The sequence below is a fragment of the Caulobacter sp. GSs2 genome (genome assembly GCF_058680895.1).
The window spans coordinates 2,581,981-2,600,745 of sequence record NZ_CM178725.1 but is presented as its reverse complement, the minus strand read 5'-3'; the positions used below and the strand labels follow the sequence as shown (position 1 = coordinate 2,600,745).

Genomic DNA, 18,765 nt, shown 5'->3' with positions numbered 1-18,765 from the left:
AATGCGCAAGTACCTGCTCATCGGAGTTTCGGCCTTTGTCCTCGGCGCGGGGACCATGGCCTATCTGAGTCCCATCGCCCAGGCGAACATCCCGCCCAAGACCAAGACCTACAAGCTGCTGGAACTGTTCGGCGACGTGCTGGGCACGGTCGAGGACCAGTATGTGGCCGAGGTGGACGACAAGAAGCTGATCGAGGCGGCCCTCGACGGCATGCTGACCAGCCTTGACCCGCACTCGGGCTACCTGTCGCCCGACAGCTTCGAGGACATGCAGGATACCACCCGCGGCGAATATGGCGGGCTGGGCATCGAGGTGACCAGCGAAGAGGGCGTGGTCAAGGTCATCTCGCCGATGGACGGCACCCCCGCCTCGCGGGCCGGCATCCAGGCGGGCGACTACATCACCGCCGTCAACGGCCAGAGCGTTCTGGGCCTGACGGTCAGCGAAGCCGTCAAGCAGATGCGCGGCGCGCCCGGCGAGGCGGTCAACCTGACCATCGCCCGCGAAAAGACCGACCCCTTCGACGTCAAGCTGATCCGCGAAGTGATCAAGCCCAAGGCCGCCATCGCCCGCATGGAAGGCGACTTTGGCTATGTGCGCCTGCCCGGCTTCAACGAGAAGGCCACCGACGCCCTGGTCTCCTCGATCAACGACCTGAAGGCCAAGAACCCGAAGATGAAGGGTCTGGTCCTGGACATGCGCAACAACCCCGGCGGTCTGCTCGACCAGGCCGTGGGCGTGGCCGACGTGTTCCTGGACGGCGGCGAAGTGGTCAGCCAGCGCGGCCGCGATCCGCGCAACATCCAGCGCTACAACGCCCGCCCCGGCGACCTGCTGAACGGCCTGCCCGTGGTGGTGCTGATCAACCAGGGCTCGGCCTCGGCCGCTGAAATCGTCGCCGGCGCCCTGCAGGACCGCAAGCGCGCCGAACTGGTGGGCCTGACCAGCTTTGGCAAGGGTTCGGTCCAGACCGTGATCCCGCTGCGGGGCGGCGCCGACGGCGCCCTGAAGCTGACCACGGCGAAATACTTCACCCCGTCGGGTCGCTCGATCCAGAAGACCGGCATCGCGCCGGACCTCGAGGTCGCCCAGACCCGCGACCAGGCCCAGGACATCGCAAACCGCGTGTGGTTCAGCGAGGCCAGCTTCAAGAACGCGCTCAATGCCGATGAGGGCAAGACCCGCATCGGGGCCCACACCCCGGCCGAAGCCCCGCCGACCGCCTTCGACGACAAGAAGGGCGACTTCCAGCTGCAACGCGCCCTGGCCGTTCTGCAGGCCGGCTCGGTCGCCGCAACGCCGAAAATGCCCAAGCCGGCCGCCAAGATCGCCGAGGTCACGGCCAAGGCCGCCGCCATGGGCAAGCCGGTCGTCGAGAAGAAGTAGCCTTCGAAACGGCCCCCATCTTCGCGATGGGGGCCAATTCGCCGCAGCGCTTTGTTAACCATAAATTTGAAGCTTGCCGGCTAGGGTCCCGTCCATGGCCGCCATGTTCTCTCGCAAGCCCGCCTATGCCGCCTCGGCCCCCGCGCCCGAGGCGAGCGGCGACCTGCGCGCTCGCCTGATGGCGGCTGTGTCCAATCCCTATATCGCCGCCAGCGGCGCGGCCTGCCTGTTCATGGTCACCCTGGCGGGTCTGGTGCTGGTCACCGGCGACCCCAAGGCGGGCGCGCCGGTCATCCGGGTCGAACTGACCAAGATCGGCGCCACCAAGAACGCCCCTGATGGCTGGAAAGAGGCGCTCGCCGACGAGGGCGAGCACGAAGCCCCCTTCAAGCCCGACACCTTCGACCTTTCAGCCAAGCCCATTGTCGACAGCCCGGTCGAGGCCTCGATCTCATTCCCCGGCGAAACTGCTCCCGGCGAAGACGCCCCCGGCATGGTCCACGCCGCCGGCGGAGCCCTGCCCCAGGCCCCGATCGCCGGTCTGGCCGGCCCGGGTCCCGGCGGCGCTTCGCTGCCGATCATCGCCGCCAATGGCCGCACCGCCGCCGAGGCCTATGCCCGCCCGTTCACCGCCACGGGCCGCCCCAAGGTGTCGGTCGTAATCGGCGGCCTAGGCCTGAACCCGCAGACCACCCGCGCGGCCATCGAGACCCTGCCGCCCGAAATCACCCTGTCCTTCGCACCCTATGCCGAAGGCCTGCAGGGCTGGATCGACCTGGCCCGCGCCAACGGCCACGAGGTGCTGCTGGAAACCCCGATGGAGCCGGCCGACTATCCGGCCAATGATCCCGGCCCCTACACCCTGATCGCCGGCAACCGGCCCGAAGACACCGTGCGCAAGCTGGAATGGCTGATGTCGCGCGCCACCGGCTATTTCGGCCTCAGCAACTATCTGGGCGCGCGGTTCATCGACTCCGACGCGGCCATGAATACCTTCAACGCGGCCCTGAAGGCCCGCGGCTTGGCCTTTGTCGACGACGGCCTGGCCGCGCGACGCGGCGGATCGATCCCGCGCGCTTCCGCCGATCGGGTGATCGATGATGAGCTGTCGGCTTCCGCCATCGACGCCCAGCTGCGCGCCCTGGAGACCGGGGCCAGCGCCCGGGGGCAATCCATGGGTTCGGGCTTCGCCTATCCGGTGACGATCAACCAGGTGCGGACCTGGGCCAACGGCCTGACGGCGCGGGGAATACAACTGGCCCCGGCTTCGGCGCTCACCCGTCGATGAGCCAGGACCCTCTGGCCCGCCACCGGCCCAATGTGGGCGTGGTGTTGTTCCATCCCGACGGCCGCGTCTGGCTGGGCCGTCGCAACCAGCAGCCCCCGCCCCACAACTGGCAGTTCCCACAGGGCGGTGTCGACGACGGCGAAGACCTGCTCGACGCCGCCAAGCGCGAGCTGGCCGAGGAAACCGGCGTGGTCTCCGCGACCCTGCTGGGGCGCACCGAAGGCTGGATCGCCTATGACTTCCCGCCCGAACTGGTCGGCTCCAAACGCGCACGCGGCTGGGCGGGCCAGAAACAGGTGTGGTTCGCCTTCCGGTTCATCGGTGAAGAGACGGAAATCGACCTCGAAGCCCATGGCGAGGTCGAGTTCGACGCCTGGACGTGGGGAAAGCTCGACGAAACCCCCGAACTGATCGTACCCTTCAAGCGCGGGGTCTACGAACAGGTGGTCGCTGCTTTCGGAAAGTTCGTGGCGGGCGACTGATCGCTCCCACAGGGAGAACGATCGGCATGGCCAAGACCGTCCTGATGATTCATGGCTATGGCTGCGCGAGCAGTTGCTGGGGTCCAGTCGCCGAACGTCTGACCGCCGAGGGCTACAGGGTCGAGGCGCCCACCATCCGCGCCGACCAGCGCAAGGTCGCCGCGCCCGGCGCGGGCCTTGCCGGCCTCAGCCTCGCCGACTATGTCGCCGACATGAGCGCCCTGGCCGCCTCCCTCGCCAAGCAGGACGGCGAAGCGCCGATCGTGTTCGGACATTCGATGGGCGGCCTGATCGCCCAGAAGCTGGCCGAGTCCGGCCTGGTCTCCGGCGCCGTGCTGTTTTCGCCCGCCTCTCCCGCCGATGCGCGGGGCAAGCCCAAGCTGTCGCCGGTGTTCGCCTTCCTCAACGCCGTCCTGATGTCCAAGCCCGAGACCCGGACGGTCAAGCAGTGGAAGACCGGCTTCAAGCTGTGCGTGATGAACGCCGTGCCGGCCAGCCGGCATGACACCCTGTACGCCAAGATGGTCTACGATTCGGGCCGCGTGCTGGCCAATCTGGCCTGGCCCGACAAGGACCCCAACAAGACCGCCCATGTCGATGTCGACAAGGTCACGGTTCCCATCCTGGTGGTGGCCGGCGCCCTGGACCGCACCACGCCTGTCGATGACATGCGCCTGGTGGGCCAGAAATATTCCGCCGTCGGCGGCGACTATGTCGAATATCCCAACAACGCCCACTGGCTGATCGACGAGCCGGGCACGGACGTCATCCTGGGCGATGTGATCGGCTGGCTGAAGACCAAGGCCCTGGCCGCCGCGCCGGCCAAGGCCGCCGCCGCTGAAACGGCCCCCGCCAAGGCTGCGCCTGCGCCGAAGGCCAAGGCTGCCCCGGCTGCGGCCAAGTCCGCCACGGTCGTCGAAGTCGCGGCGCCCCCCAAGGCGGCCAAGCCGAAGGCTGCGCCCGCCAAGGCCGCTCCAAAAGCCGCCGCCGAGAAACCCGCACCCGCGCCAAAGGCCGTAAAGCCTGCCGCCGCCGCCAAGGCGACCCCGGCCAAGGCCGCGCCCAAGCCTGCCCCGGCCGCCAAGGTCGTCGAAGCCAAGCCGGCCGTGAAGGCCGCCGCCAAGGCGAAAGCTCCGGCCAAGGCCGCGCCCGTCGCCGCCCCCGCCAAGGTCGCGGCGCCCGCCGCCAAGGCCCCAGCCAAACCCAAGGCCGCCGCGCCGAAGCCCGCTGCGGCCGCCAAGGTGACAGCTGCTAAAGCCGCTGCGCCGAAGGCTCCGGCCAAGGCTGCTGTGACCAAGGCGCCGCCAGCCAAGGCGGCCGCGCCCGCCAAGGTCGCGCCGAAAGCGGCCGCCAAGCCGGCTGCGACAACGAAACCCGCCAAATCTTCGCCTAAGCCCAAATAGAGCGTGTAAGCTCTCGCCGTCGGCTGCTTCGCCGACGGCGTTCGAAAGGCGCCCATGCCCGCACCGGTCATCATGGTCCACGGCGCCTTCTGCGGCGGCTGGACATTCGACAGCTTTCGCCAGCCTTTCGAGGCCGCCGGTCACGCGGTGCTGACGCCCGACCTTCTGGGACATGACGGCAAGGTTTCGGTCGCCGGCCGCTCCATGACCGACTACGCCAAACAGATCGCCGAACTGTGCGCCACCTGCGAGGAGCCCCCGGTCCTGATCGGCCACTCGATGGGCGGCCTGGTCGCCCAGATGGCGGCCGCGCGGGCCAAGGTCTCGCGCCTGATCCTGCTGGCCCCCTCGCCGCCCTGGGGCGTGCCGGGCGCCAGTCTGGAAGAGGCGGTCTCGGCCGTCAGCCTCTACGCCCTGGGCCCCTACTGGCTGCAGGCCGTTGATCCCGACTACAGCGTCGTGGAACGCTACAGCCTGGACCGGATGGACCGCGCCGACCGCAAGGCCCTGTATGCCCGCATGACGCCCGAAAGCGGCCGCGCCCTGTGGGAGACCCTCAACTGGTGGCTGGACCCGTTCATGACCACCAGCGCCACACCCTCGGGCGCGCCGACCCTGGCCATCGCCGGCGGCAAAGACGTCATCCATCCCACGGCCACTGTCCGCCAGACCGCCGCGCGGCTGAACGGATCGGTCGAGGTGTTTGCCCAGATGAGCCACTGGCTGCCGGGCGAACCGGGCTGGGAAGCCGTCGCCGAGCGCTGCCTGGACTTCATCACCGCTGAGGGGCGCGCCGCGGCCTAATCAGGCCGGCGGCGAGAACAGCTTCAGCCCCAGGATGCCCGCCACGATCAGGCCAAAGCAGACCAGCCGCGCCGCCGTGGCCGGCTCCTTGAAGACCACGATGCCGACAATGGCCGTGCCGACCGCGCCGATGCCGGTCCATACCGCATAGGCCGTGCCCAGCGGCAGGGTCTTCACCGCCCAGCCCAGCAGGCCCATCGACAGCACCAGGCTGATCGCCGTCAGGGCGGTGGGGATGGGCCGGGTGAAGCCCTCGGTGAATTTCAGGCCCACGGCCCAGCCGATCTCGAACAGACCCGCGATGAAAAGGATGATCCAGGCCATGACCTGCTCCACTTTTTTCTAGAGCAAAGGTCGCCATGATTGAATCATGTCGTTTGCTCTAGGTTCTTGTTTTGACGCGTTATTTCTGCGGCGAACCGGTATCCACTTCGCCGAATAACGCTCTGGCGGGGTCGTCCCCGGAAACGACAAAAGGCGCGGAGTCGTCTCCGCGCCTTCCGTTGATATGGGACAGCATGTCAGGAGGGCAAGCCTCCCGCTCCGGCCTTAGCGGCTGGTGGTGCTGTACAGAACCTGAGCCTGTTCGAAGTTCTTGCCCACGGGCGAGCCATCGGTCTTCTTCAGGCGCATATAGACCAGACCGGCGTGACCGCTGGCCCAGTTGTCATCCCAGGACACCGTGAAGCGACGGAAGTCGCTGCTGACCACCTGGTCGTTGCGGATCAGGCGCAGCTGCGGGCTGTTTTCCCAGGTGGCCCAGTCATGCAGGGCGCTGGCCAGAGCCTGGGCCTGAACGTCGCCCTGGGCGTACTGGATGGTGATGGTGCAGACGTTCTTGTTGGAACCCGGGTTGTCCAGGACGATCTGGAAGGGCTTGCCCAGGTCCAGAACCCACTGTTCCTTCTTCTTCTTCAGACCGGCCGCCTTGACCAGGGCCTGAAAGTCGCCGCCGACCACGGCGGGCTTACAGATGCGATCCAGCACGCTGAGCAGCTGCAGCGAGACGGGGTCGGTGGTGGGCGGCGGACGGACCGGTTCGACATAGGTGTCGGCCGGAACCGTGCCGGCGGCCGGAGCCGGGACAACAGGCGCGGCGGCCGGATCGACGGGCGCGGCCGGAGCAGCGGGAGCCGGTTCCGGCGTCTGGGCCGGAGCCGCAGCAGGCGCTGCGGCGGGAGCCGGAGCGGTTTGCTCCTGGGCGACGGCGGCGGTCGAAACCACACCGAGGGCGATCAGGCTGGCGAGCGCGAGGCGCATTATCGAGATATCCCCATCAGGCTAGAGGTCGGCATTAAAGCCGACAGACGGTCCCTCGCAACCCTTATGGCGACAGATTGCGACGGAGATTGGGCCACAAGTGTAATTTCCTGCGTCCATACGTCGCGCAGGTTCCCCCCAGACGCGAAAACGCCTCCGCCCTGGGCAGGACGGAGGCGTTTCTTCGAATCAGTCTGGAGCCGATCAGGCCGCTTCGACAGCGTGCTCGGCCAGGATCGTCAGCCCGTCCGGGCCCACGTCGGCGAAACCGCCCTGGATGTCGAACAGCTTGGTGGTCGCGCCGTCCTTCACGGTGACGCGGCCTTCGCGCAGCGTCGTCATGAAAGGCGCATGGTTGGCCAGAACACCGAAGTCGCCTTCAGCGCCCGGAGCCTGGACCATATCGACCTCGCCCGAGAACAGTTCGCGTTCCGGAGCGACCAGAGAAAAGTGCAGCTTGGCCATTATTCCACGATCTCCACGTCGCCGAGGGCCGCCTCGACGTCTTCGTCGGTCTGGATCTCGGTGCCGCAGAACGGGCAGAAGCGGATGGTGGCCAGCACGACGCCGGTCTCGCCCTCTTCTTCCCGCTCTCCGAGATTGAGCAGAATCAGGCCGCTGTCATGCTGGACAAGAGCATCGGCCGGGTCCGAAGAGACCGCGTCCTCAAGCTCCTCGCAGCAGAAGCCAACCAGGTCGTGGTCGTGTTCGTCGGTCATCAGGCTTCGCTCGCCAGCTTTTCAGCCTTGGCCACGGCTTCTTCGATCGTACCGACCATGTAGAAGGCGGCTTCCGGCAGGTGGTCGTATTCACCGTCGACGATGCCCTTGAACGAGCGGATCGTGTCCTTCAGCGCGACGAAGGCGCCGGGGGTGTTGGTGAACTGCTCGGCCACGTGGAAGGGCTGGCTGAGGAAGCGCTGGATCTTGCGGGCGCGAGCGACCGTCAGCTTGTCCTCTTCCGACAGCTCGTCCATGCCCAGGATAGCGATGATGTCCTTCAGCGACTTGTATTGCTGAAGCACTTCCTGGACCGAACGGGCCACGTTGTAGTGCTCTTCGCCGATGACCAGCGGGTCCATGATCCGCGAGGTCGAGTCCAGCGGATCGACGGCGGGGAAGATGGCCTGGGCGGCGATGTCGCGCGACAGAACGGTGGTGGCGTCCAAGTGGGCGAACGAGGCGGCGGGCGCCGGGTCGGTCAGGTCGTCGGCGGGCACGTAGATGGCCTGGACGGAGGTGATCGAACCCTTGTTGGTCGAGGTGATGCGCTCCTGCAGGTTGCCCATCTCGGTGGCCAGGGTGGGCTGATAGCCCACGGCCGAGGGGATGCGGCCCAGCAGAGCCGACACTTCAGCGCCGGCCTGGGTGAAGCGGAAGATGTTGTCGACGAACAGCAGCACGTCCTTGCCTTCTTCATCGCGGAAATATTCAGCGATGGAGAGGCCGGTCAGGGCCACGCGGGCGCGGGCGCCGGGGGGTTCGTTCATCTGGCCGTAAACGAGGGCGCAGCGGCTGCCTTCGGTCGAGCCATTGATCTTCGGGTCCACATTGACGTTGGACTCGATCATCTCGTGATACAGGTCGTTGCCTTCGCGGGTGCGCTCACCCACGCCGGCCAGAACCGAATAACCGCCGTAAGCCTTGGCGATGTTGTTGATCAGTTCCTGCATCGTCACGGTCTTGCCGACGCCGGCGCCGCCGAACAGGCCGATCTTGCCGCCCTTGGTGTAGGGGCACATCAGGTCGATGACCTTGATGCCCGTGACCAGCACTTCAGCGGTGTTGGTCTGCTCGGCGAACGACGGCGCCTCGCGGTGGATCGAGCGGAAGATGTCCGACTTGATCGGGCCCTGCTCGTCGATCGGCTCGCCGATGACGTTCATGATGCGGCCCAGGGTGCCGGGGCCGACCGGGACGCGGATGGCTTCGCCGGTGTCGCGCACGGCCTGGCCGCGAACGAGGCCTTCGGTGGCGTCCATGGCGATGGCGCGGACAGTGCTCTGACCCAGGTGCTGGGCGACTTCGAACACCAGGCGCTGGCCGGTCGCGATGTTGACCGTTTCCAGGGCGTTGAGGATCGCCGGCAGTTCACCGGTGAACTCGACGTCGACGACGGCGCCGATGACCTGCACCAGCTTGCCGGTGGCGGCGCCGATGGTGGCCGGAGCAGCCTGGGTCGACTTCGGCGCTGCGGCCTTGGGGGCGGCAGGCTTCTTGGCGGCCGGAGCCTTGGGGGCGACGGCGGGCGTTGCGGCGGCGGCGGGCTTCTTCACGGCGGCCGGCTTTTCAGCGGCGGCGGCGGGAGCCTTAACGGGGGTCTTGGCCATGGCGTGCGGGTCTTTCGTGCGTGCTCGTGCGTGCGTTTTTTACGTTAGGCTTTTGATCAGACGGCTTCGGCGCCGGAGATGATCTCGATCAGCTCCTTGGTGATCTGGGCCTGGCGGGAACGGTTATATTCGAGGGTGTAGCGCTTGATCATGTCGCCGGCGTTGCGCGTGGCGTTGTCCATCGCCGTCATCTGGCTGGCGTAGAAGCCGGCCATGTTGTCGAGCAGGGCCGACAGGATCTGGACCGTCAGGTTGCGCGGCAGCAGGGTCTCGAGAATGGCCTCTTCCGAGGGCTCATACTCATAGACGGCGCTGGCCCCCGTCGCCGGAGCGGCCGAGGTGTCCACCGTCGCCGGGATCAGCTGCAGCGCGGTCGGGGTCTGGATAACCACCGACTTGAAACGGCTGTAGAACAGCGTGACGACGTCGATGTCGCCGGCCTCATAGAGGCGCGTGACGACGTCGGCGATCGGCTGGGCCACCGACAGGGTGAACTGGCGATAGGCCGACAGGTCGAAATTCTCGACGATGCGGTCGGCATACAACCGGCGCAGCTGCACGGTCGACTTCTTGCCGACGCAGACGATCTTCACGTCCTTGCCCTGGGCGATCAGCCTGTCGATGTGCAGGCGCGCGGCCCGCACGATCGACGAGGTGAAGCCACCGGCCAGACCGCGATCGGCCGCCGCGACGATGATCAGGTGGCGATCATCGCGACCGGTGCCGGTCAGCAGGGCCGGAGCCCCGTCTCCCGACACACCTGCCGCCAGGTTGGCGATCACAGCCGCCAGACGCCGGGCGTAGGGACGGGCTGATTCAGCCGCGTCCTGGCTCCGGCGCAGCTTGGCTGCCGCCACCATCTGCATCGCTTTCGTGATCTTTTGCGTCGCTTTGACGCTCGAGATCCGATTGCGCATTTCCTTCAAACTGGCCATTCGGCGCTACTCTCTCCGAGCGTTCCGAGGGCTTAGGCGAAGGTCGACGAGAAGCTGTCGAGCGCGCTTTTCAGCGTGTTCTCCAGATCCTTGTCGAGGGCCTTCTTGGTGCGGATGCCGTCCAGCAGATCCTTGTGCTGGCTGTGCAGGCGCGCCAGGAACTCGGTCTCAAAACGACGAACCGACGAGGTCGGGATGGCGTCCAGATAGCCGCGCGTGCCGGCATAGATCACGCAGACCTGCTCTTCGACGGCTTGCGGCGAATATTGCGGCTGCTTGAGCAGCTCGGTCAGGCGCTCGCCGCGAGCAAGCATCTTCTGGGTCGAGGCGTCGAGGTCCGAACCGAACTTCGCAAAGGCGGCCATTTCGCGATACTGGGCCAGTTCGCCCTTAATCGCGCCGGCGACCTGCTTCATCGCCTTGATCTGGGCCGACGAGCCGACGCGCGACACCGAGATGCCGACGTTCACGGCGGGGCGGATGCCCTGATAGAACAGGTCGGTTTCCAGGAAGATCTGGCCGTCGGTGATCGAGATCACGTTGGTCGGGATGTAGGCCGAGACGTCGTTGGCCTGGGTTTCGATGATCGGCAGAGCCGTCAGCGAGCCCGAACCATTTTCTTCGTTCAGCTTGGCGGCGCGTTCCAGCAGGCGGGAGTGCAGGTAGAACACGTCGCCCGGATAGGCTTCGCGGCCCGGCGGGCGGCGCAGCAGCAGGGACATCTGGCGGTAGGCGACGGCTTGCTTGGACAGATCGTCATAGATGATCAGGCCGTGCAGGCCGTTGTCGCGGAACCACTCGCCCATGGCGCAACCCGAGAACGGGGCCAGGTACTGCAGCGGCGCCGGCTCGGACGCCGAGGCGACGACGACGATGGTGTATTCCAGGGCGCCATGCTCTTCGAGCGTCTTGACGATCTGGGCGACGGTCGAACGCTTCTGGCCGATAGCGACATAGACGCAATAGAGCTTGGCGCTCTCGTCCTTGCCGGCGTTGGCGGCCTTCTGGTTCAGGATGGTGTCGATGGCGACGGCGGTCTTGCCGGTCTGACGGTCACCGATGATCAGTTCGCGCTGGCCGCGGCCGACGGGGATCAGGGTATCGATCGACTTCAGGCCGGTCTGCACGGGCTCGTGCACCGACTTGCGCGGGATGATGCCCGGAGCCTTGACGTCGACGCGGCGACGCTCGGTCGAAACGATCGGGCCCTTGCCGTCGATCGGCTCGCCCAGCGGGTTGACGACGCGGCCCAGCAGGCCACGGCCGACCGGCACGTCGACGATTTCGCCCAGACGACGGACTTCGTCGCCTTCCTTGATGGCCTGGTCCTGACCGAAGATCACGCAACCGACATTGTCGCGCTCGAGGTTCAGGGCCATGCCCTTCACGCCGGCCTTCGGGAACTCGACCATTTCGCCGGCCTGGACATTGTCCAGACCGTAGATGCGGGCGATGCCGTCACCGACGGACAGCACCTGGCCGACGTCGGAAACAGCGGCGTCGTCGCCGAAATTGGCGATCTGCGACTTGAGGATGGCCGAAATCTCGGCGGCGCGGATGTCCATGGCTGTCTTGGGCTCTCTGCGATTTTTATCTTTTGACGCGCTTATAAAGGTTTAGGCGCGCTTCAGGGCGAATTTCAGGGAATCGAGCTTCGAACGGAGCGAAGCATCGAACAGGCGGGAGCCGACGCGCACCTTGACGCCACCCAGGAGGGAGGCGTCGATGCGGGTCGAAAGTTCGGGGGTCTTGCCCAGCGCCGAAGCCAGGGCGGCTTGCACGCCCTTCAGCTGGGCGGCGGTCAGTTCGGTCGCCGAGATCACCTCGGCCGAGACGACGCCGCGATGCTTGGCCGAAAGTTCGGAAAAGGCGGTGATCGCGCCCATCAGGTCGCCGGCGCGGCCATTGGTGGCCACCAGGCCGAGGAACTTGCTGGTCAGGGGCTGGAAGCCGGCCTTCTTGGCGATGGCGGCCAGACCCTTGGCCTTGTCTTCCGACGAGAACGCGGGCGAAGCGACAAGGCGGCGCAAATCGGCGCTGTCGGCATACATCGCCTTCAACGACTTCAGGTCGGCCTCGACCTTGGTCAGTTGATTGCCTTCGATCGTCAGTTCGAACAGGGACTGCGCATAGCGCTGACCCGCATCCGTCGCCTTGGTTTCGTCCGCCACTTGGTATCCGCCCGGTGCGTTGCAATGGCCGCGGACAAGAAGATTAACCCTTGTCCCGGCTTAAAGGCTTGAGCGCGCTTGGAAAAAGCACATGTAGAACCGGTGCTGATGCGCCGGCTCGTCTGAAGCCGCGCGCCTGATAACACGGGCTTTTCGCAGTCGCAACCAAACCGGCGCGATCAGACCCCGACGCGGCGAAACACCGCCGAGGCGGCGGCGGCGAGGGTTCCGTTACGGCGCCGCACTTCGCCCTGCGCGAACACCAGGCTGCGCGTCGACCGTTCCACCCAGGCGCGGACCGCCAGGTCGTCGTCAGATCCTGCCTCGGAGCCGTCCGGGCCGTAGTCGATGGTCAGGGACGATGGGCGGGTTTCAGCCCCGGCGATATCGCGCAGGGCGGCTTCCAGTTGGGCGGCGAGGGTCGTGCTCATGGATGTTCAACTACGCAGGATCGGCGAAAAGAAAAAGGGCGGCGGGACAGGCCCGCCGCCCCATCAGGCGAATGCTCGAGGAAACAGCCAGACAGGACGAAGATCGCCCCAACGCGTCCGGGTACTAAACAGAGGTGGCTCAGGCGGCCTTGGCCGAGGCGTTGCAGCGCGCCAGGTCTTCGGCGTCCAGCGACTTGGTCTCGCCGCCGAAGGCCGAAACGCGGCCGACTTCCTTGGCCAGGACCTTGCAGGACGCGGCCGTGATGGCGCGCGAGGGGGCCGAGGTCGCGACGCATTCAGCGCCGTCGCAGACAAACACCGCGCCGCCGGCGACGATCTTGGTCTTGGCGGCGACCGGGGCTTCCAGAGCTGCGGCGACGCGGCCATCGGCCAGGGCGGCGCCAGCAAACATGGAAACGGACAGGGCGGCGACAGCCGCAAGGGTACGGAGCTTCATAGGAGCCCTCCAACGTTCAGGGGAGTTATGTGAAGATCGATGATCGGCGAAAGCGTACTGGTCGTTCAGGCTTTGGGGACGCAAGCATCGGTATCCCCACCGACGCGACAAAGCTGAACTAAGCACTGCTTAGATATCAGTGATAAGCGATTGCGCAAGCGGAATTTGATTCGCATGAGCAATTTGTAATGAAGCCCGGCGGATTTCAGAATCGACCAGCGCGCCCCGACGGGCGGCCAGCGCCGGCGCCTCCCGGGTTGGCGTCCGGGCTACAGGCCCAGGATTGAGTCGATCCGGCTCTCGGCCTTGGCGTGGATCTGCCGCTCTTCCACCATGCCCTCGAGCCGCGCATAGCGCCCGTTCTTGCCGACCTTACGGCGCAGCTGGTCGGCGGTCAGGAGGACAGGCGAAACCGCCGGGTCGGAGAAGCTGCCCATGAGGGCCGACAGCAGCGCGCCGATAAAGGCCGCCGCAACCGGTCCGGCCGCACCGTTGACGCCCTCGCCGAACACGGCCTCAAGACGGGCGATCAGCAATTCGCGGTTGGGCTGGTCGTCCAGCATGCCAATCAGCATCAGTACGCCGCCCTCGATGGCGACGGCCAGCACCACGGCCACCAGCACGCCCAGCAGTCGGGGCCGGACGAAAAGTCCGAGCGCCGCGCCGATGATCGCTGCTGTGGCGATGGTGAACATGCGACCAGCCTAGCGAGGGTTGGTCAAAAGCCCGTTAAGAACGCCGATATTCCCAAGCGGCAGGCTTGGCTGCAACCCGACGCCGCGCATACTCGCCGGCAAGACAAAGAAAACATTGCAGGGAGGCTAGGCCATGGACTTCACCCTACCGCCGGAACTGACCGCCTATCTGGCCGTGCTCGACAAGTTCATCGAGGACGAGATCGCGCCCTTGCAGGCTCGCGACGACAACGAGCGGTTCTTCGACCACCGCCGCGAATGGGCCCGCACCGATTGGGACGGTGGCGGCCTGCCCCGCCATGACTGGGAAGAACTGCTGGCCAAGGCCCGCAAGCTGGCCGACGCCGCCGGCCACTACCGCTTCGCCCTGCCCCGCGAGTTCGGCGGCCAGGACGGCTCCAACCTCTGGATGGCGGTCATCCGCGAGCATCTGGCCTCCAAGGGCCTGGGCCTGTTCAACGACCTGCAGAACGAGCACTCGATCGTCGGCAACAATCCGTTCGTGCTGATGATCCGCGATTTTGGCCGGCCCGATCAGCAGCACCTGATCACCGACATGCTGGACAAGGGGGCCTTTCGTCCGACCTTCGGCCTGACCGAGCCCGAACATGGCTCGGACGCCACCTTCATGGAGACCCGCGCGGTGCGCGAGGTTCACAAGGGCGAGGCCGGCTGGCGGATCAATGGCGAGAAGATGTGGACCACCGGCATGCACGCCGCCACCCACTGCTGCCTGTTCGCCCGCACCGACGGCGAGGATGGTTCGGCCAAGGGGATCACCGCCTTCCTGGTCCCGGCCCATGCCCCTGGCGTGAAGATCGAGGAATATCTCTGGACCTTCAACATGCCGACCGACCACCCGCGGGTCAGCTTCACCCAGGTGTGGGTCCCCGACAGCGCCATGTTCGGCCCCGAGGGCGGCGGCCTCTCCCTGGCCCAGCACTTCGTGCACGAGAACCGCATCCGCCAGGCGGCCTCAAGCCTGGGCGCGGCGACCTTCTGCATAGAAGAGAGCGTGAAATACGCCCGCGTCCGCAAACCCTTCGGCAAGCCCCTGGCCGAGAACCAGGCCATCCAGTTCCCGCTGGTGGAACTGGCCAGCACCGCCGAGATGCTGCGCCTGCTGATCCGCAAGACCGCCTGGGAAATGGACCAGATGACCAAGCCGGAGGTGGAAAAGCGCCTCTCCGACAAGGTCTCGATGTGTAACTACCAGGCCAACCGCCTGGTCTGCGAGGCCGCCGACCGGGCCATGCAGGTGCATGGCGGCATCGGCTATTCGCGCCACAAGCCGTTCGAGCACATCTATCGCCACCACCGCCGCTACCGGATCACCGAGGGGTCCGAGGAGATCCAGATCCGCAAGGTTGCGGCCTGGCTGTTCGGCTATCTGGGTCCCCGACGCAAAACCTTCGCGGAAATGGAGAAGGTTTAATCCCGGCCGACCTGACGCAGATCAACGGACGCGCTATCTAACGAGGGTATGCGAGCCGTGATGCTCGTATTGGAGGGCTGAATGAACCGTTTCGCCAAATCTTTCTCGCGCCTGGCGCTAGTCGCCGTGCTCGCCGCCGGCCTGGCCGGCTGCGGGATCAACACCATCCCCACCCAGGACGAGGCGACCAAGACGGCCTGGGCCGAGGTGCAGAACCAGTATCAGCGCCGCGCCGACCTGGTGCCCAACCTCGTGGCCACCGTGAAGGGCTACGCGGCCCAGGAAAAGGGCGTGCTGGTCGAGGTCACCGAGGCCCGCGCCAGCGCCACCCAGGTGAAGGTCGACGCCTCGACCATCACCGATCCGGCCACCTTTGAAAAATACGCCGCCGCCCAGGACAAGCTGTCGGGCGTGCTGGGCCGCCTGATGATGATTCAGGAGAACTATCCCGACCTGAAGTCGAACCAGAACTTCATGGCCCTGCAAAGCCAACTGGAAGGCACGGAAAACCGCATCACCATCGCCCGGCGCGACTACAACCAGACGGCCCAGAAATACAACACGACGCTGCGGACCTTCCCCAGCATCCTCTGGGCCAAGACGATGTATTCCAGCCAGAAGCCGGCCGTGCTGTTCCAGGCCACGGCCGCAGCGCAGTCGGCCCCGACGGTCAGCTTCGACGCGGCCCCGCCGGCCTCGGCTCCGGCCCAGTAAGTTGAAGACGACCAACCTTGTCATCCCGGCCAAGCGCGAAGCGCGCCGAGCCGGGACCGCCGGAAACGCCAGCGCTTGTCGCGGTCCCGGCTCTTCGCTGCGCTTCGGCCGGGATGACAGGACTTGGATTGGCGGTCTGATTGCCGCATTGGCAGTGCTTTGCCTCGCCCTCCCCGCCGTCGCCGCCCCCAAGTTCCCGCCGCTGAGCGGGCGGGTGGTCGACGAGGCCAATATCCTCTCGCCGCAGGTCGAAGCCGACCTGACGGGCAAGCTGAAGGCGCTCGAAGACTCCACCGGCCGTCAGCTGGTGGTGGCCACCGTGCCCAGCCTGCAGGGCTATGAGATCGAGGACTACGGCTACCAGCTGGGCCGCACCTGGGGCCTTGGCGACAAGGACCGGGATGACGGCGTCATCCTGCTGGTCGCCCCCACCGAGAAGAAGGTGCGCATCGAGGTCGGCTATGGTCTGGAGCCGGTGCTGACCGACGCCCTGTCCAGCGTCATCATCCAGAGCGCCATCCTCCCGAAATTCAAGGCCGGCGACCTGCCGGGCGGCATCATCGCCGGCGCCGATGAGCTGCTGACACAGCTGTCCCTGCCCGACGACGAGGCCCGGGCCAAGGTCGCCCAGGCGGCCAAGCCCCAACCCTCAAGCTCCGGCTCGGGCTTTTCGCCGATCGCGGCGCTGCTGATCGGCCTGTTCGTGTTCTTCCTGATCACCCGCCTGCTGCCGGGACGGCGCGGACGGCGCGGCGGTCTGGGCTCGGCCCTGCCCTGGATCATCCTCAACGCCCTGACCAGCGGCGGCGGTAGTGGTCGCGGCGGCGGCGGTGGCGGGTTCTCCGGCGGCGGCGGCTCGTTCGGCGGCGGCGGAAGTTCAGGGAGCTGGTGATGCGCAAGATGACCCCTGAGGACCAGGCCCGCATCGCCGAGGCCGTGGCGGCGGCCGAAAAGACCACCGCCGGCGAGATCTTCTGCGTGCTGGCGCCCGAGGTTTCAGACTATCGCGAGACGCCGCTGGTCTGGGCGGCGGCTGCGGCCCTGATCCTGCCGGCCGGCGGCCTGCTGGCCGGACTGCGGCCAGAGATGCTGACGACCCTGTTCGGTGGCTGGACCGTCGGCCACGCCTCGGCCACCGACGGCGCCATCCTGTCGGCCCTGTCGATCTATATCGGCCTGCAGGCGGCAATCTTCATTGTGGCCGCCCTGCTGGTCTCGATCCCGCCGATCCGCCGCGCCCTGACGCCCGGCCCGCTGAAGGCGGCGGCGGTCAGGCGCGCGGCCATGGAGCAGTTCATGAGCCACGGCCTGCACCTGACCCGCGACCGCACCGGCGTGCTGATCTTCGCCGCCCTGGCCGAGCACCGCGTCGAGGTCATCGCCGACGAAGGCATCTACAAGGCCGCGCCCCATGCGGTCTGGGACGAGGTGGTCGCCGATCTCGTGGCCGGCCTGAAACAGGGCAAGATCGCCGACGGCTTCGTCGCCGCCGTCACCCGGGTGGGCGAGATCCTGTCCAGCCACGTGCCGGTGCGCGAGGCCGACACCAATGAACTGCCCAACGGCCTGACGATCCTGCCGAAGGGCTGACGCCATGACCGGGGAAGCCAGCCGCCGGGAGTTCCGACGCGTCTGGCTCTTCCTGGGCCTCGTCTTCCTGATCAGCTGGGGCGTCGGCGGCCTCTATCTGGTGTTCCCCGCGCCCCTGACCGCCGCCTTTGGTCCCTTTGCCTATGGGTCCGCGGCCTATCTTCTGGCCGCCTGTTCGCCGACGCTGGTCGCTGTGGGACTGACCCTGGCCTTCGAAGGACCGGCCGGCCTTGCGCGACTTGGCCGCCGGTTACTGCAGGCGACGCCGCTCTGGGCCGTGGCCCTGGCGTTCCTGGCCCTGCCGACCCTCGCCCTGGGCCTCAGCCTGCTGGCGCCACCGTTTGGCGGATGGCCAGTACGTCCCGCCGACGTGCTGGTCGCCACGCCGCTGATCCTGTTCACCACCGCCCAGATCCTCACCAATTCCGGCCCGCTGGGCGAGGAGCTGGGCTGGCGGGGCTATGCCCTGCCCCGGCTGCTGGACCGCTGGCCGCCCCTGATCGCCGGCGGCGCATTGGGCGTCATCTGGACGATCTGGCACATCCCGGCCTTTCTGTTTTCGGGCATCGTCGCCACGCCGCTGTCGGATCTGGGCTGGTACGCCCTGGGCACGGTCGCCCTGTCGCTGCTGATGACCTGGCTGTTTCTGCGCACGCGCGGCAGCGTGCTGATCGCCGGGATCATCCCGCACTTCGTGATCAACGGCCTCGGCGTCGTCGGCGCCTGGCGGACAAGGCCCGCCGAAGCCATCGCCCTGGCCCTGCTGACCATAGCGCTTTTCGTCTTTTGGCCGCCAGATGGCCGCAAGCAACACTAGGGAGGACACGCCATGTCCAGCATCGATCCAACCCGCGAACAGTTCGACGCCTTCAAGGGCCTGCCACGCGACGCGCCGATCCAGATGCTGAACCTGGTGCGGCTCAAGACCATGGCCGACTATCCGGTCGATCATCCCGAGCACGGCAAGGGCCGGTCGGGCCTGGACGCCTATCGCGCCTATGGCCGCGAGACCGCCGCGCTGTTTGCGCGGCTGGGTGGCCGGCAGATCTGGGCAGGCCGGCCGGAACTGGTCGTGACCGGCCCGACCGACGAGCGCTGGGACTTGGCCTTCATCGCGCAGTATCCCAATGCCGGGGCCTTCTTCGCCATGGTCACCGACCCGGACTACCGCGAGTGGGTCAAGCATCGGCAGGCGGCTGTCGAGGACTCGCGGCTGATCCGACTGTCGCCGCTGACGCCGGGCGAGGGGTTTGGGGAGTAGGGGGCTGAAGACTTGCCCCCTCCGCGCTGACGCGCTCCTCCCCCGGAGGGGGAAGATGAAGCGCGCGAACCTCATCTTCCCCCTCCGGGGGAGGACGGCTGCGCAGCAGCCAGGAGGGGGCAA

Annotated in this window: 22 protein-coding genes; 11 read left to right on the top strand and 11 right to left on the bottom strand. The window is 66.9% G+C overall.

Annotated features, from left to right (window positions below; all coding sequences use genetic code 11):
- The first annotated feature begins 1 nt into the window (after position 1).
- The 5 genes from ACW17Z_RS12630 (at position 2) to ACW17Z_RS12610 (ending at position 5,364) form a co-directional block, all read left to right on the top strand.
- Complete coding sequence (locus tag ACW17Z_RS12630; protein ID WP_492056256.1) at positions 2 to 1,387, top strand: S41 family peptidase; 1,386 nt, start codon at positions 2 to 4, stop codon at positions 1,385 to 1,387.
- A gap of 94 nt (positions 1,388 to 1,481) precedes the next feature.
- The gene (locus tag ACW17Z_RS12625; RefSeq protein WP_492056255.1) at positions 1,482 to 2,675 is read left to right on the top strand and encodes a divergent polysaccharide deacetylase family protein; all 1,194 of its coding nucleotides are present in this window, start codon (positions 1,482 to 1,484) and stop codon (positions 2,673 to 2,675) included.
- Positions 2,672 to 3,157 (top strand): RNA pyrophosphohydrolase, encoded by a 486-nt coding sequence (locus ACW17Z_RS12620; protein ID WP_492056253.1) that lies wholly within the window; start codon positions 2,672 to 2,674, stop codon positions 3,155 to 3,157. The genes ACW17Z_RS12625 and ACW17Z_RS12620 overlap by 4 nt, the downstream gene beginning before the upstream one ends.
- 26 nt (positions 3,158 to 3,183) lie before the next feature.
- Positions 3,184 to 4,560, top strand: a complete 1,377-nt coding sequence (locus ACW17Z_RS12615; RefSeq protein ID WP_492056252.1) for an alpha/beta hydrolase — start codon at positions 3,184 to 3,186, stop codon at positions 4,558 to 4,560.
- A gap of 54 nt (positions 4,561 to 4,614) precedes the next feature.
- Positions 4,615 to 5,364 (top strand): alpha/beta fold hydrolase, encoded by a 750-nt coding sequence (locus ACW17Z_RS12610; RefSeq protein WP_492056251.1) that lies wholly within the window; start codon positions 4,615 to 4,617, stop codon positions 5,362 to 5,364.
- Here the strand turns inward: ACW17Z_RS12610 and sugE are convergent, their stop codons facing one another.
- The 11 genes from sugE to ACW17Z_RS12555 all read right to left on the bottom strand — a co-directional run bounded on the left by sugE (position 5,365) and on the right by ACW17Z_RS12555 (position 13,642).
- Positions 5,365 to 5,688 carry a quaternary ammonium compound efflux SMR transporter SugE gene (gene sugE, locus ACW17Z_RS12605; protein WP_492056250.1) on the bottom strand — a complete coding sequence of 108 codons (324 nt, stop codon included), beginning with the start codon at positions 5,686 to 5,688 and terminating at the stop codon, positions 5,365 to 5,367. It abuts the gene before it with no gap.
- A 225-nt stretch (positions 5,689 to 5,913) separates the two neighbouring features.
- Positions 5,914 to 6,624, bottom strand: a complete 711-nt coding sequence (locus ACW17Z_RS12600; RefSeq protein ID WP_492056249.1) for a hypothetical protein — start codon at positions 6,622 to 6,624, stop codon at positions 5,914 to 5,916.
- Between the two features lie 204 nt (positions 6,625 to 6,828).
- A complete protein-coding gene (locus tag ACW17Z_RS12595; protein WP_419319068.1) occupies positions 6,829 to 7,089 on the bottom strand; it encodes an ATP synthase F1 subunit epsilon in 261 nt (86 codons plus the stop codon).
- Complete coding sequence (locus tag ACW17Z_RS12590; RefSeq protein WP_419319069.1) at positions 7,089 to 7,343, bottom strand: hypothetical protein; 255 nt, start codon at positions 7,341 to 7,343, stop codon at positions 7,089 to 7,091. The genes ACW17Z_RS12595 and ACW17Z_RS12590 overlap by 1 nt, the downstream gene beginning before the upstream one ends.
- The gene (gene atpD, locus ACW17Z_RS12585; RefSeq protein ID WP_419319070.1) at positions 7,343 to 8,953 is read right to left on the bottom strand and encodes a F0F1 ATP synthase subunit beta; all 1,611 of its coding nucleotides are present in this window, start codon (positions 8,951 to 8,953) and stop codon (positions 7,343 to 7,345) included. Before atpD ends, ACW17Z_RS12590 begins: the two co-directional genes overlap by 1 nt.
- Before the next feature lie 56 nt (positions 8,954 to 9,009).
- Positions 9,010 to 9,888: a F0F1 ATP synthase subunit gamma gene (locus ACW17Z_RS12580; RefSeq protein ID WP_419319071.1), complete on the bottom strand. Its 879-nt coding sequence runs from the start codon at positions 9,886 to 9,888 to the stop codon at positions 9,010 to 9,012.
- 32 nt (positions 9,889 to 9,920) lie between these two features.
- Complete coding sequence (gene atpA, locus ACW17Z_RS12575; protein ID WP_419319072.1) at positions 9,921 to 11,453, bottom strand: F0F1 ATP synthase subunit alpha; 1,533 nt, start codon at positions 11,451 to 11,453, stop codon at positions 9,921 to 9,923.
- A gap of 51 nt (positions 11,454 to 11,504) precedes the next feature.
- Entirely contained in the window at positions 11,505 to 12,059 is a 555-nt protein-coding gene (locus tag ACW17Z_RS12570; protein WP_419319073.1) for a F0F1 ATP synthase subunit delta, read from the bottom strand.
- 179 nt (positions 12,060 to 12,238) lie between these two features.
- Entirely contained in the window at positions 12,239 to 12,490 is a 252-nt protein-coding gene (locus ACW17Z_RS12565) for a hotdog family protein (RefSeq protein ID WP_419319074.1), read from the bottom strand.
- Between the two features lie 139 nt (positions 12,491 to 12,629).
- Positions 12,630 to 12,947 (bottom strand): DUF8200 family protein, encoded by a 318-nt coding sequence (locus tag ACW17Z_RS12560; RefSeq protein ID WP_419319075.1) that lies wholly within the window; start codon positions 12,945 to 12,947, stop codon positions 12,630 to 12,632.
- Positions 12,948 to 13,216: 269 nt separating this feature from the next.
- Positions 13,217 to 13,642, bottom strand: coding sequence for a hypothetical protein (locus ACW17Z_RS12555; protein ID WP_419319076.1), 426 nt, complete (start codon positions 13,640 to 13,642; stop codon positions 13,217 to 13,219).
- Between the two features lie 133 nt (positions 13,643 to 13,775).
- On the opposite strand from ACW17Z_RS12555, the gene ACW17Z_RS12550 reads away from it, so the two are divergent.
- The 6 genes from ACW17Z_RS12550 to ACW17Z_RS12525 all read left to right on the top strand — a co-directional run bounded on the left by ACW17Z_RS12550 (position 13,776) and on the right by ACW17Z_RS12525 (position 18,642).
- Complete coding sequence (locus ACW17Z_RS12550) at positions 13,776 to 15,077, top strand: acyl-CoA dehydrogenase family protein (RefSeq protein WP_492056248.1); 1,302 nt, start codon at positions 13,776 to 13,778, stop codon at positions 15,075 to 15,077.
- Between the two features lie 81 nt (positions 15,078 to 15,158).
- On the top strand, positions 15,159 to 15,791 hold the full coding sequence (locus ACW17Z_RS12545) for a LemA family protein (protein WP_492056247.1): 633 nt from the start codon (positions 15,159 to 15,161) through the stop codon (positions 15,789 to 15,791).
- A gap of 148 nt (positions 15,792 to 15,939) precedes the next feature.
- A complete protein-coding gene (locus ACW17Z_RS12540; RefSeq protein ID WP_492056246.1) occupies positions 15,940 to 16,683 on the top strand; it encodes a TPM domain-containing protein in 744 nt (247 codons plus the stop codon).
- Positions 16,683 to 17,381, top strand: a complete 699-nt coding sequence (locus ACW17Z_RS12535) for a TPM domain-containing protein (protein WP_492056245.1) — start codon at positions 16,683 to 16,685, stop codon at positions 17,379 to 17,381. The genes ACW17Z_RS12540 and ACW17Z_RS12535 overlap by 1 nt, the downstream gene beginning before the upstream one ends.
- Positions 17,382 to 17,385: 4 nt before the next feature.
- On the top strand, positions 17,386 to 18,198 hold the full coding sequence (locus ACW17Z_RS12530; RefSeq protein ID WP_492056244.1) for a CPBP family intramembrane glutamic endopeptidase: 813 nt from the start codon (positions 17,386 to 17,388) through the stop codon (positions 18,196 to 18,198).
- A gap of 12 nt (positions 18,199 to 18,210) precedes the next feature.
- Complete coding sequence (locus ACW17Z_RS12525; protein ID WP_492056243.1) at positions 18,211 to 18,642, top strand: DUF1330 domain-containing protein; 432 nt, start codon at positions 18,211 to 18,213, stop codon at positions 18,640 to 18,642.
- Positions 18,643 to 18,765 lie beyond the last annotated feature (123 nt).